Consider the following 20,145-nt stretch of genomic DNA (forward strand, 5'->3'; position numbering starts at 1 on the left):
GCTCTTTTCACAGTCCGGGGCGCCTGAGCAGCTCCGGGCTTACTGCTATGAAATCTGTGGTTATCTGCATGGCCAGGCGGCGGCCTGGTAAAGCCCATGCTGTCTGTCGGCCTGGTAAAGCCCATGCTGTCCGCCGGCCTGGTAAAGGCATGGCTGCCGCCATGGCCCAGCCGCTCAGCGGCCCGTCCCCGGGTTCAGGGCGCCATGCGCGCTGCCCGCGCGGAAGCTGTGGGGAGTTTTGTCTTATGTTTTTGTGTGCCTGTGCTTACTGCTTGACGCGCTTTTTGGAGAGCACGTCGATAACTACTGCCAGTAAGAGCACCATGCCCTTGACGGTACGCTGCCAGTTGGCGTCGATACCCAGAATGGACATGCCATTGTTAAGTACGCCCATGAATATGGCACCGATTACGGCACCACCTACAGTGCCCACACCGCCGTAAGCTGAGGCACCGCCGATAAAGCAGGCGCCGATAGCGTCCAGCTCGTAGCCGTTACCGGCAGTTGGAGCTGCAGAGTTGAAGCGGGCTACACATACCAGAGCAGCTACGGCTGACAGGAAGCCCATGTTGACGTAGGTCATGAACAGAATGCGGCTGGTGTTAACGCCTGAGAGGCGGGCAGCCTTTTCATTACCGCCCAGAGCATACAGGCGGCGGCCTCCTACAGTGTTATTGGCATAGAAGCTGTAGGTCATGACTATAATGGTCAGCAAAATAAGGATTACAGGAATACCCTTGTTACTGGCCAGCAGCATGCCAGAACCGATGAGGGCTGCTTCCACTACTGCAGTGGTGATAATAAATGTGGTGCTGTCATCAACCTGATAGCCCTTCTTCATCTTGCTGATGCGATCCCATACTACATAGCAAAGGTAACCAAGGCACAGTACGGCGGTAATCACAGTGGTAGTGGCAAAGGCATCGGCACGGGCCTTTGGCACAAAGGAAGTGAAGTAGCGCAGATACTCTGGCGGAAATGGGGATATAGTCAGACCATCAAGTACCAGCAGGGCAAGACCACGGAAGAGCATCATACCGGCCAGGGTCACAATAAAGGCCGGAATGCGCACATAGGCAATCCAGAAGCCCTGCCAGGCGCCAATGAGCACGCCTGTCAGCAGACAGGTGGCAATGGCCAGATAAATATTCGTCTCCCAGTTAACCATCATCACGCCGGCTATGGCACCTACCAGAGCCACAATAGAGCCGATGGACAGATCCACGTTACCGCAGCCGATAATGCAGAAAAGCATGCCTACGGCCAGAATAATTACGTAGGAGTTCTGGGAAATAATGTTGGTAAAGTTGGCCGGTGAAAACATCGAGCCGTGACCTGTGGCTCTGATGGTGATTTCAAAGAGCACCATGACCACCAGTAAGGCCAGCAGCAGAGAGTTGCGCTTGAGAATATTGGTAAATTGTTCCATGACAGCATCCTTCCATGCCTGTCATCTGTCTGCCTGTCCTGACAGCCTCTCATGCGCGGCTGCACCTGCGCGGCCGCACCTGCTGTGCGGCAGCGCCTGCACACCGTAACCTGCGTGCCGCTCCGGCGGCGCAGACGCTCAGTCTGCTGTCGGCAAAAGTCCATAAATATGGATTTTTCAATTGCGTGCACGTGCACGGCTCATCATAATCCAGGGCCTTTAATGAATCAATGACAAATATTTCATTGTTCAGGCTGGCTCACAGTAATGGAGCCTGTTTTATGGAGCTGATGAGGCTGAGGACATATTGCTGAGCCTGATGGGACTGGTAAGCTCCTGAGGGCTCAAAAGAGCCAAGGGGCTTGACTGTCCTGAGGTCTCGTTGCTGCGCTGCGTTATATGCCTCTGGCGCTGACCCTGGCCATATTTTGCTTGCCCCTGAGTTGGGGGCTTGAGCTTTGGCTTTGGCTTGAGCTTTGGCTGCCGGAGCTGGCTTTGGGATCGGGCCTGGGCTTTACAGCTGCTGTTACGGCAGTTGCTGCAGCAGTTGCTGTACTTTATGTTTTGCAGCGTGCCTTTGTTGTCAGGCGGACAGATGAAAATAGTTAAGCGGTTTTAGCCTGTTAAGCTCAGATATCCTGTGTCTGACTGGTATCAGCCCTGTCAGTACCTGCTGCGGCCTGTTGTGCCGCTGTCAGTTCTGACTGTCTGTGCGGATATCAGCTCTGGCCTGATGATTTTAAAATCGCGGCCATAATGCTTTCCTGAGAGGCCTCAGAGCGTGGCATCTGGGCAACAATGCGACCTTCATTCATGACATAAATGCGATCACACATGCCAAGAACTTCAGGAAGTTCCGAGGAAATCATGAGCACTGCCTTGCCCTGAGCAACCAGGGAATTAATGATGCAGTAGATTTCGTACTTGGCGCCCACGTCGATACCACGGGTAGGCTCATCGAGTATCAGAATATCCGGGTCAGCATACATCCACTTGGCCAGCAGCACCTTTTGCTGATTACCGCCTGAAAGATTGCCTACTTCCTGCTCGACACCGGCACATCTGGTCTTGAGCTGTACACGGTAGTCATCTGCCACCGTGGTTTCCCTGTTCTGGTCGATAATGCCATTGGCCGATACCTTGTGCAGGGCTGCAAGAGTGGTATTGCGGGTAATGGAGGTAGCAAGCAGCAGTCCGTCGCCCTTACGATCTTCAGTTACATAGGCAAGACCGTGATTAATGGCACTCTGAACGCTGTTAAGATGTACTTCCTTTCCATTTATGTAAAGCTGACCGCCCAGGAAATCACCGTAATAATGACCGAAGACAGACTGAGCAAGCTCGGTTCTGCCAGCACCCATCAGACCTGACAGACCTGCCACCTCACCACGGTGAATATTGAGGTTGACCCTGTTGCACACCAGACGGTTGCGGTTGAGCGGATGGGCTACAGTCCAGTCCCTGACCTCAAGCAGAACTTCATCTGAAGGCTTTGTATCACGAGGAGGGAAGCGACTGGTCAGCTCACGGCCCACCATGCCGGCTATGATTCTGTCCTCGGAAATATCGTGACCTGAGTTGTCCATGGTCTCGATAGTGGTACCGTCACGGATAACGGTAATGGAATTGGCAATACTGGAAATTTCGTTGAGCTTGTGCGAAATGATAATGGCTGTCATGCCCTCATCGCGGAAGCGGGCGATAAGATCAAGCAGGGCCTGACTGTCAGTTTCGTTAAGCGATGCTGTAGGCTCATCAAGAATGAGCAGTCTTACGTTTTTGGCAATGGCCTTGGCAATTTCCACCAGCTGCTGCTTGCCTACGCCAATATCCTTAATCAGGGTTCGCGGGTCTTCATGAAGACCGGTAAGCTCCAGCAGTTCACTGGCGCGCTGCCAGGTACGTGGCCAGTCTATGACCTGGCCTGAAAGTGAGGAAGTGCGTTCATTACCAAGGAAGAGATTTTCGGCAATGGACAGGAAAGGCACCAGAGCCAGCTCCTGATGAATAATTACAATGCCCTTGCTCTCACTGTCTTTGATACCGTTGAAATGGCAGAGCTCGCCATCGAATTTGATATCACCCTCATATGATCCGTAAGGATAAATTCCCGACAGAACATTCATCAGCGTGGACTTGCCCGCGCCGTTTTCACCTACCAGAGCGTGAACTTCACCCCTTTTGACCTTAAGGTTTACGTTACTCAGTGCCGTAACCTTGCCAAAACGTTTGGTGATGTTTTTCATCTCAAGCAGGATGTCATCTTTTTCAGTCATCTTGCCACCACCTGAAATGACCTGCTCCGACTGCGCCTTTGACCTTGACGCAGCCCCTGTCCTGGGTCAGGACAAGCGGCCGCGACTGCGGCTGCCGCTGTCAAACCCTGGGTCAGGACGGCTGCCGCAACTGCAGCTGCGGCTGCATGAGCCGACCTGCTGCACCTGCCTGACTGCAACACCTGGCCACAGGCATGGGCACGCAGGCCTGGGCATGCAGTCCTGGCCTTGCTTTATGGCCTGCCCGGGCGGCTGCGCTGCCGGAGCTTTATTTTCACTATTGTCCTAATGTCATTCGGCTTACTGTTATCCCGGGCCTTATTGTGCAACCGGGCTCACAGGGTCCAGCACCTGCTGGCCCCTGTGGCCCGTGTACGGCCGTCGGCCCTGTCAGTCCCGGCCCCGGGGGCACGGGACCGGCACTGTATGGACAGTGCTTAGATCTCGTTGGCCTTGTAATAGCCTGAGTCAATCAGCAGGGCCTTGTAATTGTCCTTGGTGGCAGCAATAGGCTCACACAGATAGGAAGGAATTACGCCAGTGCCATTGTTATAGGTGGTGGTATCGTTAACCTCAACTTCCTCACCCTTGTCGATGGAGTCAACCATGTTTACCACCATCTGGGCCAGGGTACGGGTGTCCTTGAACACGGACATGGACTGATAGCCACGGACAATGTTCTTGACTGCTGGCCTGTCACAGTCCTGACCGGTAATTACAGGGATATTGGAGGCGTCATAACCGGTAGCCAGCAGGGCGTTAACTACACCTGAGGCCAGGGCATCGTTCTGAGTGAGAACAGCATCGAGCTTGACATCATCAGGGCCGTAGGAGATGGAGGAAATGATGTTCTCCATGCGCTTCTGGGCTTCCTCCAGGTTCCAGTTAAGGGTAGCGCACTGCTCACGGGTGGTCTGACCGGACTTGACTACCAGCTTGCCGCTGTCGATATAAGGCTTGAGAACTTCCATGGCGCCGCCAAAGAAGAAGTTTACATTGTTGTCATCGGTAGGACCGGTGAAGATTTCCAGGTTCTTAGGCTCCTTGGCGTTTTCAAGGTCAAGGCTGTCAACAATGTACTGGCCCTGAAGCAGGCCTACACGCTTGTTATCGAAGGTGGCGTAATAGGAAACAGCGTCGGAGTTCATGATGAGACGGTCATAGGAGATAACAGGAATGTTCTTTTCCTTGGCGCCCTTTAATACTTCAGTCAGAGCTGATCCGTCGATGGAGGCGATAACAATGATGTCGCAGCCGGAGGCGATCATGTTTTCAATCTGATTTACCTGAGTAGGAATGTCATTGTCACCGGCATACTGCAGATCAACAGTGTGGCCTGACTCCTCAAGCATGGCCTTCATATTGGAGCCATCCTGGTTCCAGCGCTGCAGGGACTGAGTAGGCATGGACACGCCAACCTTGGCGGCACTGGCGGTAGAAGCCATACAGGTAGCGGCCAGAACGGCGGCACATAAAGCACTGATAGTAGTCTTGATCTTCATAGCATTTCCTCACAGTAACAGTATGCGACCATCTGTCAGACAGCCTGCCAGGTAAAACCTGACCACTACAGCTGCCTTAAAGCGGTCTGCTGAGCAGGCGAACACCACATTGCCGCTTCAGCCTCTGTATTCACAACAAATCTTTTCCTGATATCCGCAGGCCCTGCCCCTTCAGGGCAGTCATCTGAGCGCAGGTCAGCGCATCAGCGCAGTCAGGCGCCAGTCAGAGCGGCGCGGCGCGTCCGGCGCGTCCGGCGCATCAGCACTGCTCAGTTAGGTCAAATCCAGTCCTTAACGTCGGGTCTGCAGCCTGGGCTCCTTTGGCCACATGGCTCTGCCTTGCGCCTGCCCGGACCCTGGTCATAGTACGGGACTTACGGGCCTTGCACCTGCCTGACTGCATCTTATGCATCCTGCTGTGCCATGCTCCTGAGATTCCCCTGAGGCTCCTGCCAGACAGGGCTGCAGCATGTGCACTTTCTGCATCTGCATTGCTGCATCTACACTTGCTTCATATGCAGCTGCATTACAGCCGCTCATGGCAGCCTGGAAGTTCAATCTGTTGCTTTCAGCCTTGCGGAATCAGATATCAAATCTTTTGCAAACGGGCATCACCAGTCCCTTTTTTAGGCTGTGTGCCCGGGCACAGTTTCATATTAATCCAAACGCTCTCTCATTTGATAAAAATTTATCAAAAATATGTCCAAACTGTGATCCACATACAACTTATTTCTCTTCTCTATAAGAATCCTTTAAATAAGCCATTTTTGAAAACAATCTTGCTGCATCAACCCGTCCCAGATACAGCAAAATGCCCCTTACACATGAAGATAAACCACGGAAATATTCACTTTGTGCCGCTTTTGTGCTGCCTGCGTATCAGGTGAAATGTTTTTTCATATGTGCATTTTTATATGCGTTGTGCTGCCCTAAAACAGGCTCTACCCAGCCGCCAGAGCATACGCAGGACAAACTAAATAATCCGCACTGTCTGCAGCATAAACACTGCTGTCCCATAAGCAGACCATTTCTATCCGGACATTTAAATAAATCATAAAGTAGCCCCGGTCATTACCGGTAAAACCCCACCAGCCGCTCCGGCTGAAATCGCAGCAGACATTCCGTGTTCCGTAAACGCTTACGGGAAAACCAGCACTTTGGACAAATTGAGCATATGCTCAACACTTTTTGAAACAAATCAGAATGACCACGGGCAGAATGACCACGGGCAGCGACCGGAGGAAACGCCACGGGAACTATTCACAGGCAGTGAAGGCACATAAGCCAGGTACGGCTAATCGCAGCCCTCAGCTACAACTGCTGCCATCGACTGATTAAGGCAGGGGACAAAGGGAGACACAAGCGGTGAACAGGCCTTGCCAGAGTTGGGTGCGGGACATGACCACGAACCGGCACTGGCACTTGCAATTGCAGGGTACTGAGACTGAAATTCGCCAGCGACGGGTGAGCTTGTGCAAGGAGCGGCCAGAGCCGGGGTGAGTTGTAGTCCCTCACCAGTTTTGCCTGCGGACGGATAGAGGCCGCCCTTACAGGGCAGGTTCAGGCCTTCTATGGCTGTTATCAGTTCAAAGCTGCCCGGACTGGACTGAGGTAATGCTCTTCGGACAGGTACTGGCTATATATGCTCAAAGAATGTGCTCCTGATATGTTTCAAGGAGATGTGTGGTGGCTGATGATGAGCTGCGTTGAACCACTTTTATGCGGTTTTTATGCGGTGACCTGTAGAGTAAGGAGCCTGACGGAGTAGGGGCAAGATTGGCTTATGGATGGAGCAGTCATGCCGGGCATGGCCTCATACTTACTGATCGACGCGGCTGATCAGTTCCAGGGCCATGATGGGCGCTGTGTCGGGCATGCCATTTGAGCGGCGGAGAGCGTTTTCTGTGGGCACAAAAAAGCACCCGTTCAGGGTGCCTTTGCTACTTTGTAATGGTTGCGTCCTGACGGCCTTAAGGTCAGCAGCCTGCCGGGCTTTTACCATGCCCTGCGGGATTTGGCAGCCGGCAGGGCTGGCCGCCGGGCGGAGGCCGGGTTCTCTGGCGGCGTCCAGGCTGCCTGGCGGGCCGGACGATCTAAATGATTACTTTTTGTAATCCTGAACGGCGGCCTTGATGCGTTCGGCAAACTGGAAGATATCGTCTACTGATTCAATCTGGACAGCATCCTGATTTCTCTTGCCATCCTCACCGGTATCGAATACGGCTACCTTGTAAGGGAGCTTGTTGAAGTACAGACGGACAATGATCTGAGACTTCTTAGCGTAGCAGATGTTGCAGAAGCCCTTGAAGTCATTGAGGATAACCTCATCACCACCGGCAATGCCATGCAGAATGGACTTGATGATGTAGTAGGCGGCCTTTTCGTCCTCAGTGGTAACAATACCTTCCTCGGAGTTGCTGTCGGCAGCTGCAGCATCATCAGCAACCTTGGAATCAGCCTGAGCCAGGGCCTCCTTTTCCTTGCGGTTAACATCATCAAAGGCACTGGTCAGACGCTCATTGACGCGGTCCTTGATAAACAGACCCAGGGCCTCTTTAAGCACAGGAGTAAAGCGCTCCTTGACGTTCGAGGTAATAGGCCCGTCATAGCACTGCTTTAAGAAGAAACGCAGATAATCCTCATGAGGGGATTCCAGCTGCTCAGCCATGATGCGCTTAAACTCACGTGTGTACTTGAGCTGGCTTGCTGAGGAGATAGCGTCCTCGAGGTTGAACTTGCCCTTGCTGAGCTTCTTGAGTTCCGGAATCAAAGAGGTATCAGGCTTGTCGACGATCAGCTCCATGTATGGCTTGCTGTCCATCTTGTTTGGCTCTTCGAGATCAGAGAAGAACAGGTAGCGGTTGCCGTCAGTGAGCACTGCCACTCTGGCTGGACAGCCATTGAAATAGCTGAGCAGCTGGCTGCACTTCTTGCTGTTGAGCTCATCTCCATAGGTCTTGCACTCAATAATCATAATAGGCTGACCTTCGGACATGATGGCGTAGTCAACACGGGCATCTTTGTACTCGCCTACAGGAGCACTGTATTCAGGCACCACCTCATTGAGATTGAAAGGGTCATAGCCCAGCATCTTAATGAAAGGCATTATGAGGGTATTCTTGGTTGCCTCTTCACTCTTGATGTTAGGGCCGTACTCACGGACACGTTTGCCCAGAGCCTGAATCTCGTCCAATAATTCCATTGAAAACTCCTTGTGTGACTGAGGTCAGAAGGGTGCTGAACCATTGTCAGCCGCTTAAGTGAGGCAGAAGTCGATATTCTCTGAAAAGCGCATAGCAAAGAAAGACTGCTCGGGCTGACCCATAGAGGAGCTGAACAGCTGAATATGCCTGTGAAATGATACTCAGGGAGAGGTCAGATATACATTGAGCTCAGCCAGGACGCTCACAGCGTCTCTGTGTATTCAAATGCAAGCCAGCGTCGTATCACATGGCCCATAAGAAATGACCTTAAGTACAGGTGCCGTGCGGCCCATATGGCCGACATGAAGGCCTGTTGCCATCATGGCGCTGTCTGAGCAGCACGCAGCTGCCATGCGCGACCTGGAGCACAGCATGACAGGCCGGTGCTCAGCATGGCTGGGCAGGCGGGCGGGCGCCGCCAGGTGTTGCTGCACTGACTGGCGCAGGCTTTTCTTAAGGCATATGCTGAGGCAGGAAAGCCCTTATATCAAAAACTGATAGCGCAGAGCTCCTGTTATGCAGGGTAGTGATCCGGGCTGACATACGCCCCCTGGGGCTTCTGTCAGGTTCTGAATAATTTTATCCATGACCCGCATAAATAATATCAGATTGTTTGCAAAGAAACATTGTTCAATGCACGAAATACAGCACATTTTAATTTATTGCTTACGAAACGATAAACAGAAACTCTGAGTCTTTAATTTCTGAATACAGCTTATATACAGGCTTTACGACAGTATTTCCCGCAATTTCACGACAGAATAAAACACAAAATGTAATTTATTTCAGACAGACATTTCCAGAGTTCTTGAAAGAATAATACCTGCTGCTCGGTTGTGTTTTTATATATCAAAAGACATAAAAAAATGGGGATCAGCGATGATCCCCATTTAAGACGATGAATAATCAGAGTAGCGCTCTTTGGCTTGCGTGAGCGCTAACGCTTTTTGCTTATATGAACTTTGTGACCAGACCCTCACTGACAGTGTGACCGGCAAAGCTGCATGAAACTGTCACGACTCTTTGTTACTGCTTTTACAGTCAGCATGACAGCTGTCTGTCCTGCAGCCCCCTGGCCTTTGCCATTGGATAAGGCCGGGCATGACCATCAGCATGCTGGTGACTTGTGACCATGACCAGGCACTGACGGCTGGCAGTGACTGCTGGCGCAGATGCGGGCCACGGCTTCTCTGCTGTGCAGAAAAATCCGTTGTGCAGGGAGGCAGGGAGTGCGGGCGGAGCAAGGTGATGCGGCGCTATGTGGTAAGGGCCTGGTGAATTCTGGTTTTAGACCTCAAGCTCGATGTTCAGGCCGCGCCTGTGAGCCTTGAAGTAGTGGCTCATGATGGACAGACCAAGAGCAATCATCAGCACAGCCATTACCAGCAGGAACATGCCGGAGATGACCAGGATGTAGTTCTTGCCCCACTGCTGGCCTACTACCTGGATAACGCCCCAGACGCTCATGACCATCATGAAGAGCATTGGGACAAAGGCAATGTACCAGCGTGAGCCCTTGGCCAGCAGGTAAATAGTAATGCCCAGCAGGGTCAGGGCTGCCATCAGCTGGTTGGAGGCACCAAAGATTGGCCAGATAGAGCCGGCTGAGCCGGTAACAGCCATTAACAGGGAGGTACCTACTACGATAATGGCGGCAACATAAGGATTGGTGATCTGCTTGCGCCAGGCTGACAGCTTACTGGTATCTACCTCAATCTCATGACCATCCTTGTCAAGGGAGCGTGGGAGGAAGATTTCCTGCCATAAGAAGCGGCCCAGACGGGTAGCTGTGTCCAGAGAGGTCATCATGAAAGCTGAGATGGCCAGGGATATGAACACACGGGCGTAGGTTTCGTTAATGCCCAGAGCGGTAGAGAAGGAGCCGATAGCAGTAGCAAAGGCCATTGGCTGGTTGGTACCGATCTGCTTGAATACGGCAGGGTCCAGACCCATTACGGCAACCAGAGCCATAACGCCCAGTACGCCTTCCATAATCATGGAGCCATAGCCAATCTTGAGCATGTCCTTTTCAGAGCGGATCTGCTTGGATGTGGTACCTGAAGCTACCAGAGAGTGGAAACCTGAACAGGCACCGCAGGCTACAAAGATGAACAGAGCCGGAATCATATCGGTCATTTGACCGTCAGCAGTCACAGCCTGCCAGCCTTCAAAGGCAGGCATCTTAATCTCAGGGTTGTAGAAGATAATGGACAGGAAGCCCAGAGCCAGCATGCCGTAGAGCAGATAGCTGTTGAGGTAGTCACGAGGCTGGAGCAGCCACTGTACCGGTACGATGGAGGCGGCAAAGATATAGACAGCCAGCACAGCAAGCCAGAACAGACGGGCACCTTCAGTGCTCATGCCAAAGAGGGCAGTCATGTCCAGAGGGAAAAGGGCACCGAGGTAAACACTTAAGAACACCAGAGGAACGAAAATCAGAGAGCCATGAGTAAGTCTCATGCCCAGCTTCATGGTACAGAAAGCAAAGACCGGGGCCATAAGGATAAAGAGCACTGAAGCAGTAGCAACCTCTGGCAGCTGTACGAACATGCCGGCAATCAGAATGGTGAAGATACCAACGACGAGAATAAGGCAGGCAATGCAGAAGATTAAGAACAGCTGACGTCCGGTAAAGCCCATAAGCTTTTCCATGAGGAAAGAAATACTGCGGCCACGGTTACGCACGGACATTACCAGGGAGGCAAAGTCGTGGAAAGCACCGATAAAGACGCAGCCTACCAGGATCCAGATCAGGGCTGGCAGGAAGCCAAAGTAGGCGGCCATGATAGGGCCTACAATAGGGCCAGGACCTGCAATGGAGGCAAAGTGGTGGCCAAAGAGCACAATGGCTGGGGTTGGAACATAGTCTACGCCATCGTAATTGGTCTCAGCTGGAACTGGACGCTGAGGGTCTACCTTGAAAACACGAGATAAGAATCCGCCGTAGATGTAGTAGGCAACTACAAAATACGCCAGACACATACAAAACAGTAATGAGCCAGTCATGGCAGAAAACTCCCATGCCGGTGTCCCGTGCCGCTGCATTGTCTCTGGCAGCCTTACGCAGGGAATGAGCCCCGTTCTGTCGGTCAAATGTCTTTTTGTCTGTGACACCCCCACCCCCAGCTGATATGACTGATAAAGCCTGCAGCATGCCTCCGGGCAACACTGCCAGGGCAACAATGCGCTGACTGCGCAATGATGAACGCAGGAGAGCTTAACAGCAATAATGCAGTCATATCCGGCAACACTCTGGCTGACCTGGGGTCGGTTTTCAGCCTCGCTGCCATATGCTTTTGCATGATGAGCCTCTGAAATACCTCAGCTCCTCCGGACGGTTCAGCCATAAACCAGACCAGGACACCGTCATCGCCACGGAACAGAGCTGCAGCTGGCACCGTGTATCAATTGGAGACAGGTATCCTGTCCCGTTATTACAGGCCGGCTGAAAAGGAAGATCAGGGATTGTTCTGAGCAAAAAGCACATGGCAGTGAGGTCGAAGCGCCCATGGGGCCAGAGAGGCCTCACTGTTAAAGGATCAGGGCGGACATTTTCCGCAAACCGGTGAGCCGCACCGGCCGATATCTGGAAAAATAACAGCCTTGTCCCCAACAGCCATATCAGAAAGCAGAAACAAAGTATCTGTCTGCCCGAGCATTGTTACCGGACAGATCCTTACGGTCTTTCCAGCTTAAGGCCGGTGGCCTCACAATGCTCTCAACTGACGCTGCAATTTCGCGCAGGGGGTAAATGCGAAAATCCGGTTGCCAGGCTCCCGGTAAGGAGCAGGCGGGGGCAGCCGGAAGTACTGTCTGTACCGATAGGCACATCAATACTGGGCAGCATGGCCGTTGATAACGGGATACAGTTTGCCGGGAAACAGTCCGGGCCTCAATACATTCTTGTATAGAAGTGTGGCACTGCACAAAATAAATACGCTACACAGGCCTATATCACCTTTTTGATCCAGTACTGCACGATGAATGCACTTCAATCAGGCACAAAATTGCAGTAAAGCTGCAAAAACAACAGGAAAACACCCCAAATCAGATCCATTTTCACTCAACCACCCAAAAGCCGGCCTGAAGCCTCCCTGGCAAGCAGCAACTGAAGGGGTCACCAGGCGTAGCGACAGAACCATAGCCGGGCACTACAGCAGAGCATCTAAAGCATTTCAGTCATTATCCCCACGCACGGGCATACTTCTCCAAAGCATTGCTGACGGAGCACGGTAATGCTTCCATGTTTGTTATCGTCTCAGATGCTTCTGCTACGTAGGCTGATATCCGCAAGCCGTCCAGTGGGACGGCATATGATACACTCACAACGCTGCCTCACGAACGGGGCAAGCTCAGCACAGGGGCGCATCAGCCTGAGCTCAATAAAGGGACCGGAACATGACCAAAGACATTAATAAGCCAGACGGTAACTGGACCGGCATGGCACGCAGTGCTCTTATGCAGGTCTATGAGCCAATGCTGGCTAAGCTTGAGCGCTATCAGGCTGACAGCAGCATGGATGTTTGTCCTTTTGTTATGCAGTGGGGAAAGGGACTCATACCTGCTAATGGTACTGCCATGCATACTTATGGGTTATCTGGCGCGACTTGTGGTGTGGGCGCTGATGCTGCGCACAGGGCCACAGAGTATGGTGCGGGCGCTGATGGTGTGTACAGGGCTGCCGACTATGGTGTGAGCGCTGATACTGCTCACTGGGCCGCAGCATATGGTGCCGGGGCAGCACACACAGCAGATGCAGGTACGGGTACAGAGGCGGGAGCTTACAGCTGTGGCCAAAATAAGGACAGAATACTCAATCAGACGGTGAGGCCGCGTCTGCTGTTTTGTGGACGGGCAACCAATGGCTGGTTAACAAGCTGCCTTGATCCTGAGGCGCTGTTTGATACAGAGTACGGCCCTGACTGCATCTTTAATTTGCCCAGTCAGATAACATGGGTTGAGAGGGATATGCGCAGCAACTGTAAGCGCAGTGCAGGAAATTACCGATGCAACAGCTCGCCATTCTGGCGTGTTATCAGTGCTACAGCCGGGCACTTTTACTCTGACCCGGATCCTGATGACGGCCTTACCTGGTCTCATCACACAGGCTGGACCAACCTGTATAAAGCAGCCCCCATGTCTGGCAATCCACCTCCAGGAATGAAGAGCCTTATCTTTGCTGACTGCCTGCAGATACTCAAATGCGAGCTGGATCTGCTAAGTCCTACTCACTTGATAATGCTGGCAGGATCCAGCTGGTATGAGCCCTTTGTTAAGGGACTGATTAAATGCTGGCATCCAGGCTCTTGTCTCAATGATCACTTTGCAGCAGTGGAGCTCTGGGACAGCTACTGCGCTCATGCCTGGCAAGTTCAGATACCCGGTAAGAGTCATTTGCTTACCATCATTGGCAGCGAGCACCCGCAGCGCAAGGCAGAACTGCCCCATATCAAGGCCCTTACCAGTCTGATTGCTGCCACCATGACACAGGCACCAGAGTAAGAGCATACAGGCTAAAGGTTAAAGAGTAAGAGCGTGCCTGCCACAGCGCTGCGACTGTAAGAAACCGTACAGAAGGGATGCAGCCGGCCGTACCACGGACGATACGTGCAGACCGGTCGCAATCCCATAATTGCAAGTGCAGTCTTTACCAGCGTCCCGAAACAGTCAGGGCTCCTTTCCCGTATGGAGAGGAGCCCTGATTGTTTGCAGGTCATTGACATGCCTGGATGGCTACTGCTTGTAGTAACGTGAGAAGTAAGAGCTGGCATCAGATGCCTCAGTATTGCCCAGAGGTTCATGATGAACCTGAGTGGCCTTGAGCGCTGGATTATTGCCATTGAGCTCATCTGCCACGCTTCTGCCGCCAGAGGTACCTGTGGCCGTGCCTGCAGCAACAGGAGCATCCCTGCCAGCAGCTGCAGCTTCGCGGGCGGCCACTGCAGCTGCTGCGGCTGCCGCAACAGCAGCCTGCTTTTCAGCCTCACTGCGCAGCACTTCTTCCTTGGCCTCCTTGATGGCGCGTTCTGCAGCGCCCTGCTGAGCCTCAGGGGACGTCTGCTCAACTGCCTTTTTGAGATCGTGACGGGTCTGTCCCCAGTCTTCATCTTCATCATCGTAAGGCTCAGGAGTCATACCGGCCCTTTTCTCAAGAAAGCCCTGCAGCTTGCCCTTTTCCAGCTTGCGCTGGTCTTTGACGGCGTTATTGATAACTCCTATGACAAAGAGAAAAGGTACTGCTATGGCAAGGATAAGCAACCAGTTCACGACAACTCCTTAATTATCATTGAGCGCGGGCGCCGCCCATTGAGCAGCCTCAGAAACGCCAGTCAAACGGGGCGACGCAGGAACATCTGCCAGGCATGCGGCGCCTGATGCGCCGACAGCACACAGGGTACGCAGGCCGCAAATTCAGGGACCTGGCCTGTAGTTACTTGCTTTTGGCCTCTTTTTCAGCCTGCTTGATGATCTCCTCAAAGACTGAGAAGTCCTTTACAGCACCACGGATAACCTTGCCATCAAGAATAAAGAACGGAGTGCCCTGCAGACCGATCTGCTGGCTGATTTCCATGTTCTTGCGCAGAGTGTCTCCAACAGCAGGATCGTCAGTTGCTATGGCGTTGATCTTGTCATAGTCAGCACCGGCCTTCTTTACAGCAGCCTTGAGCTGATCTTCAGAGGTGATGCGGGACTTGGGATTCATAAGCTCATCCTGATAGATGAGGTACTTCTCAGGATCCTGCTTGTAAAGAGCAAGACCAATGGCAGAGGCACGCATACTCATAGGAGAAAGGATAGGGAGCTCAACATAATGAATTGCTACCTTGTACTTTTCCTGGAGCTTCTTGGTAAATGGACGTACTACCTTGCAGTAGCCGCAGTTGTAATCAAAGAACTCAATGAGGTAGTGCGGAGACTTGCGGTCACCACGGACAGGAGTGTTCTTGTCATTACGGAAGTGGGTAATGGCAGCATCAAGAGCCTGCTCCTGGCTTGCCATCTTGCGTGACTCCAGAGCCTGAGCAGCCTCGACCAGAACTTCAGGATGGGACACGATATACTCATGCACCATGGTCTCAATTGCCTTTTTCTGCTCTGCAGTAAAAGGCTCTTCAGCAGCGTGACTTAATGGAGAAAAGCTGAGCAGGGCTGAAGCGGCCATGCATGCAGCAGCAGTGGATAAAACTTTCTTGGAGCTGGAGAAATTGAGCATAACTACCCCTATTTAAAAAACCGTGCCCTCTAAATTATCACCATTGGGCTGTTGTTTCTACAGTCTTAATGCCAAAAGGTGCACTTTGTGCACTGCACACGCCAGAAAGGCCAGCGCTGCCGCACCAGCACCAATGCCAGGACTGCCCGAAGAGCTTAACACCGATTGGACAGCACAGGCACAGCTGCACAATTAAGCCCGATAAAACCGTAACTCCAGCAAACCTGACTAACGCCTCCCCTGCCAAAAGAAACAGCATCCTGGCCCTGCCAGACGCGCCCCGTGTCTGACAGCAAATAACAGGTTGACCCCGGCCAGTTGTGAATTTACAGGCCCTGAAATGCGAAAAGGCGGACCTGGGGTCCGCCTTATTGCCAAGAGAAAAGTAATTTTCTCTGGAGATTACTGGCCTAAGAGGCTCAGAGCGATAGTTGGTCGCTGGTTGGCCTGAGCCAGAACAGTCTGGGAGGCCTGCTGAATAATGTTGTTCTGAGTCAGGGCAGCGGTCTCAGAGGCGAAGTCTGTGTCACGAATTCTGCTGCGGGCATCAGCCTCATTTTCAGAGATGGAAGCCTGGTTACGGATAGTACTTTCCATTCTGTTTTGTAAAGCACCCAGCTCGGCGCGACGTGAATCTACAGCCTGGATTACCTTGTCGATGTTTGCCAGGGTGTTGGTAGCTAATGATGCTGAAGAAATAGTCCAGCGCACCTCTGACTTGGCTGTAGCATCAATTACAATACCCTCAGCTGCTGCCTTATTTTGAGCTATATTCTTAGCCTCACCCAAACCCGCCATTTTAGCCAGGCCAGACAAAGTGAATGGATCGGCCCAGTTGAGGGTAAGAGTATCGTGAGCATTGGCGCCAACCTGGAAAACCATCTTTCCATCAGTCGGAATAAGACTGTTTTCGACCTTTAAGTGACCGGTGCCGGTTGGGTTGTTCTTACCATTGATAACAGTGGCGCCTGCGAAGGTGGTCTGGCGGGCGATACGGTTGATTTCCTGGGAGAGCTGGGTAACTTCTTCCTGGAGGGCCTTACGGTCGGATGCTGAGTTGGTACCGTTGGCAGACTGAACAGCCAGCACACGGATACGCTGCAGCATGTTGGTGGTTTCGTCCAGGGCGCCTTCAATGGTCTGGGCCAGAGCGATACCGTCGTTGGTATTGCGGTTGCCCTGGTTGAGGCCGTTGATCTGGGAGGTCAGACGGTCGGAGATCTGAAGACCAGCTGCGTCGTCCTTGGCAGAATTAATTCTCAGGCCTGAGGAGAGGCGCTGGTAGCTTGTATTCAGGCTCAGGGTTGCATTGCTCAGCTTTCTTTGAGCATTAATTGAGCTTACATTCGTGTTTACATATAAGGCCATATTGCTTCTCTCTTGATCAGGTGTCCTCTAACGGGACTTTTGCATAGCCCTGACCTGCAAATAATAATACTGTGGGAGTACGAGACTCTCCTGCTTTCATTTTGCACTAAGCGTGCCAATGCACATCAACACGACATAAATCACCTGCCTGAAAGCGGTATACACTTCAACACAACACCAGGCCCGACCCCGTGTCCGGCAGCACCCACCATTATGATTTCCTGCAAGTTGTAGATTTACAGGCCCACAAACGCGAAAAGGCGGACCTGGGGTCCGCCTTATTGCCAAGAGAAAAGTAATTTTCCCTGGGGATTACTGGCCTAAGAGGCTCAGAGCGATAGTTGGTCGCTGGTTGGCCTGAGCCAGAACAGTCTGGGAGGCCTGCTGAATAATGTTGTTCTGAGTCAGGGCAGCGGTCTCAGAGGCGAAGTCTGTGTCGCGAATTCTGCTGCGGGCATCAGCCTCATTTTCAGAGATGGAAGCCTGGTTACGGATAGTACTTTCCATTCTGTTTTGTAAAGCACCCAGCTCAGCACGACGTGAATCTACAGCCTGGATTACCTTGTCGATGTTTGCCAGGGTGTTGGTAGCTAATGATGCTGAGGAAATAGTCCAGCGCACCTGTGACTTATCACCGCCATCAATTACAATACCCTCAGCTGCAGCCTTATTTTGAGCTATATTCTTAGCCTCACCCAAACCCGCCATCTTAGCCAGGCCAGACAAAGTGAATGGATCGGCCCAGTTGAGGGTAAGAGTATCGTGAGCATTGGCGCCCACCTGGAAAACCATCTTTCCATCGTTCGGAATAAGACTGTTTTCGACCTTTAAGTGGCCCTGACCCTGAGGATTGTTCTTACCATTGATAACAGTGGCGCCTGCGAAAGTGGTCTGGCGGGCGATACGGTTGATTTCCTGGGAGAGCTGGGTAACTTCTTCCTGGAGGGCCTTACGGTCGGATGCTGAGTTGGTACCGTTAGCGGACTGAACAGCCAGCACACGGATACGCTGCAGCATGTTGGTGGTTTCGTCCAGGGCGCCTTCGATGGTCTGGGCCAGAGCGATACCGTCGTTGGTGTTACGGTTGCCCTGGTTGAGGCCGTTGATCTGGGAGGTCAGACGGTCGGAGATCTGAAGACCGGCTGCGTCGTCCTTGGCAGAGTTAATTCTCAGGCCTGAGGAGAGGCGCTGGTAGCTTGTATTCAGGCTCAGGGTTGCATTGCTCAGCTTTCTTTGAGCATTAATTGAGCTTACATTCGTGTTTACATATAAGGCCATATTGCTTCTCTCTTGATCAGGTGTCCTCTAACGGGACTTTTGCATAGCCCTGACCTGCAAATAATAATACTGTGGGAGTACGAGACTCTCCTGCTCTCTATTTAGCACTTAGCGTGCCAATGCACATAAACACGATATAAATCACCTGCCTGAAAGCTGTCTGCACTTCCATACAACTTATATCTATCAACCCTTGCCACAGGCGGCAAAAAGCCCGTAGCTACGGCAACTGCACAGTATCCCCATACTTGCAAAATCACAAATATGACGTTATGCGTACAGTAACCGCAAACGTTTTCAAAAGCTCGCGTGCACGTACCCCAGGTGCACGTAAGTCTGAGTTACCTGCGTACAAATAAGAAAGGCGGGTCAACTGACCCGCCTCGAGATTAAGAGAGAAGAAGAAACTGGTATGAATTACTGGCCTGCGCTGAGCAGATTGATAGCGATAGTAGGACGCTGGTTTGCCTGGGCCAGTACGGTCTGAGAAGCCTGCTGGATAATATTGTTCTGAGTAAGGGCAGCAGTCTCAGCAGCGAAGTCTGTGTCTCTGATTCTTGAACGTGCATCAGCTTCATTTTCAGAGATAGAAGCCTGATTACGGATAGTACTTTCCATTCTGTTTTGTAAAGCACCAAGCTCAGCACGCTTGGAGTCTACAGCCTGAATGTACTTGTCAATATTATCGAGGGTAGCAGTTGCCAGAGCAGCAGTGGAAATGGTCCAAACATACTGACCATTGGACTTGTTTAGTCCGTGAGTTCCAGCCACTACAGCTGTTTGACTAAGAACCTGGGAGATGAGGCCAGTCATGGTGAAGGCCTGGGACCAGTGCATCTGCAGGGTGTCGTATGCGTTAGCGCCTACCTGGAACTTAAGGACACCATCGGCCGGGATGAGGCCGGTCTTGGCGCCGTCGAGGATTTCCTTGCCGGCAAAGGTGGTCTGCTTGGCAATACGGGTAATTTCCTGGGACAGCTGGCTTACTTCTTCCTGAAGTGCAGCGCGGTCACTGGCAGAGTTGGTACCGTTAGCAGACTGTACGGCCAGCACACGGATACGCTGGAGCATTGCTGTGGTTTCGTCCAGAGCACCTTCAATGGTCTGGGCCAGAGCAATGGCATCGTTAGTATTACGGTTACCCTGATTAAGACCATTAATCTGGGAGGTCAGTCGGTCAGAGATCTGAAGACCAGCGGCATCATCCTTGGCTGAATTAATGCGCAGACCAGAGCTCAGTCTCTGGTAGCTGGTGTTAAGTGCAAGGGTCGAGTTTGCTAATTTACGCTGAGCATTGATGGAGCTGACATTGGTATTTACGTATAAAGCCATGATTCTTCTCTCATGTCAGGCTTACCTAAACGGTTTTGCAAATCGTCCTGACGACTGATAACTAACAACTAAAACAAATGGGTTATCCCCACATCAACATAAGGACATATTGCAGCTGGCGTGCCACACCTGAAAAATAATTTATAAAACAGCATATTTACTTCATTTGTTTTAGTGAGCATTCAGATCCGTCCCACTTCAGCTGTCAAAAATAATTGTATCGTGTTACCAGATTATGCCCCTGCCGGACAGTCATGCGCCATAACGGTAATCACTGCGAGCAAATACGTCAAAGACTGCGCAAAGCGGCTTAGACATGCCCCTGACCGGCCACTTATCGGGCTTTAATGGCACAGTTGGCGCCTAAGTGGCAACTTGTTTACATGTACGGCAGATTCATACTTATGATGGCAAAAGACAAAATCGCCTGCACTTCGATCAGTTTTCGACAAAACATCAACCAGGAGCAATGAGTTATGCTTCGTTCTGTAAAGCACAAGCAAAATCACATGTCCTTCAAAGCAAACTGACAAAGATAAGTATT

The 20,145-nt window shown here is 51.9% G+C and carries 10 protein-coding genes; all 10 read right to left on the reverse strand.

Going from position 1 to position 20,145, the window contains the following annotated elements; translation table 11 throughout:
- Positions 1 to 265 precede the first annotated feature (265 nt).
- A complete protein-coding gene (gene mmsB, locus MXE39_RS05185) occupies positions 266 to 1,429 on the reverse strand; it encodes a multiple monosaccharide ABC transporter permease (protein ID WP_246978055.1) in 1,164 nt (387 codons plus the stop codon).
- A gap of 719 nt (positions 1,430 to 2,148) precedes the next feature.
- On the reverse strand, positions 2,149 to 3,705 hold the full coding sequence (gene mmsA / locus MXE39_RS05190) for a multiple monosaccharide ABC transporter ATP-binding protein (protein ID WP_246978056.1): 1,557 nt from the start codon (positions 3,703 to 3,705) through the stop codon (positions 2,149 to 2,151).
- Between the two features lie 437 nt (positions 3,706 to 4,142).
- Positions 4,143 to 5,207 (reverse strand): multiple monosaccharide ABC transporter substrate-binding protein, encoded by a 1,065-nt coding sequence (gene chvE, locus MXE39_RS05195; protein ID WP_246978057.1) that lies wholly within the window; start codon positions 5,205 to 5,207, stop codon positions 4,143 to 4,145.
- A gap of 2,101 nt (positions 5,208 to 7,308) precedes the next feature.
- Positions 7,309 to 8,409, reverse strand: a complete 1,101-nt coding sequence (locus MXE39_RS05200; RefSeq protein ID WP_246978058.1) for a type I restriction endonuclease — start codon at positions 8,407 to 8,409, stop codon at positions 7,309 to 7,311.
- Positions 8,410 to 9,697: 1,288 nt separating this feature from the next.
- Positions 9,698 to 11,455, reverse strand: coding sequence for a carbon starvation protein A (locus MXE39_RS05205; RefSeq protein ID WP_348647467.1), 1,758 nt, complete (start codon positions 11,453 to 11,455; stop codon positions 9,698 to 9,700).
- A gap of 2,688 nt (positions 11,456 to 14,143) precedes the next feature.
- Positions 14,144 to 14,677, reverse strand: coding sequence for a hypothetical protein (locus MXE39_RS05210; protein WP_246978061.1), 534 nt, complete (start codon positions 14,675 to 14,677; stop codon positions 14,144 to 14,146).
- 163 nt (positions 14,678 to 14,840) lie between these two features.
- Positions 14,841 to 15,623, reverse strand: a complete 783-nt coding sequence (locus tag MXE39_RS05215; RefSeq protein WP_246978062.1) for a DsbA family protein — start codon at positions 15,621 to 15,623, stop codon at positions 14,841 to 14,843.
- Between the two features lie 402 nt (positions 15,624 to 16,025).
- Positions 16,026 to 16,991, reverse strand: a complete 966-nt coding sequence (locus MXE39_RS05220; protein WP_246978063.1) for a flagellin — start codon at positions 16,989 to 16,991, stop codon at positions 16,026 to 16,028.
- A 312-nt stretch (positions 16,992 to 17,303) separates the two neighbouring features.
- Complete coding sequence (locus MXE39_RS05225) at positions 17,304 to 18,269, reverse strand: flagellin (protein ID WP_246978064.1); 966 nt, start codon at positions 18,267 to 18,269, stop codon at positions 17,304 to 17,306.
- Positions 18,270 to 18,686: 417 nt separating this feature from the next.
- Positions 18,687 to 19,601, reverse strand: a complete 915-nt coding sequence (locus tag MXE39_RS05230) for a flagellin (protein ID WP_246978065.1) — start codon at positions 19,599 to 19,601, stop codon at positions 18,687 to 18,689.
- Between the last annotated feature and the right edge of the window lie 544 nt (positions 19,602 to 20,145).

The organism is Anaerobiospirillum sp. NML120511 (assembly GCF_023050955.1).
Lineage (GTDB): Bacteria > Pseudomonadota > Gammaproteobacteria > Enterobacterales > Succinivibrionaceae > Anaerobiospirillum.

Coding starts and splice junctions, on each gene's coding strand:
- MXE39_RS05225 (WP_246978064.1), bottom strand. CDS start 18,269: ATGGCCTTATATGTAAACACGAATGTAAGCTCAATTAATGCTCAAAGA.
- MXE39_RS05205 (WP_348647467.1), bottom strand. CDS start 11,455: ATGCAGCGGCACGGGACACCGGCATGGGAGTTTTCTGCCATGACTGGC.
- MXE39_RS05200 (WP_246978058.1), bottom strand. CDS start 8,409: ATGGAATTATTGGACGAGATTCAGGCTCTGGGCAAACGTGTCCGTGAG.
- MXE39_RS05215 (WP_246978062.1), bottom strand. CDS start 15,623: ATGCTCAATTTCTCCAGCTCCAAGAAAGTTTTATCCACTGCTGCTGCA.
- chvE (WP_246978057.1), bottom strand. CDS start 5,207: ATGAAGATCAAGACTACTATCAGTGCTTTATGTGCCGCCGTTCTGGCC.
- mmsA (WP_246978056.1), bottom strand. CDS start 3,705: ATGACTGAAAAAGATGACATCCTGCTTGAGATGAAAAACATCACCAAA.
- mmsB (WP_246978055.1), bottom strand. CDS start 1,429: ATGGAACAATTTACCAATATTCTCAAGCGCAACTCTCTGCTGCTGGCC.
- MXE39_RS05220 (WP_246978063.1), bottom strand. CDS start 16,991: ATGGCCTTATATGTAAACACGAATGTAAGCTCAATTAATGCTCAAAGA.
- MXE39_RS05230 (WP_246978065.1), bottom strand. CDS start 19,601: ATGGCTTTATACGTAAATACCAATGTCAGCTCCATCAATGCTCAGCGT.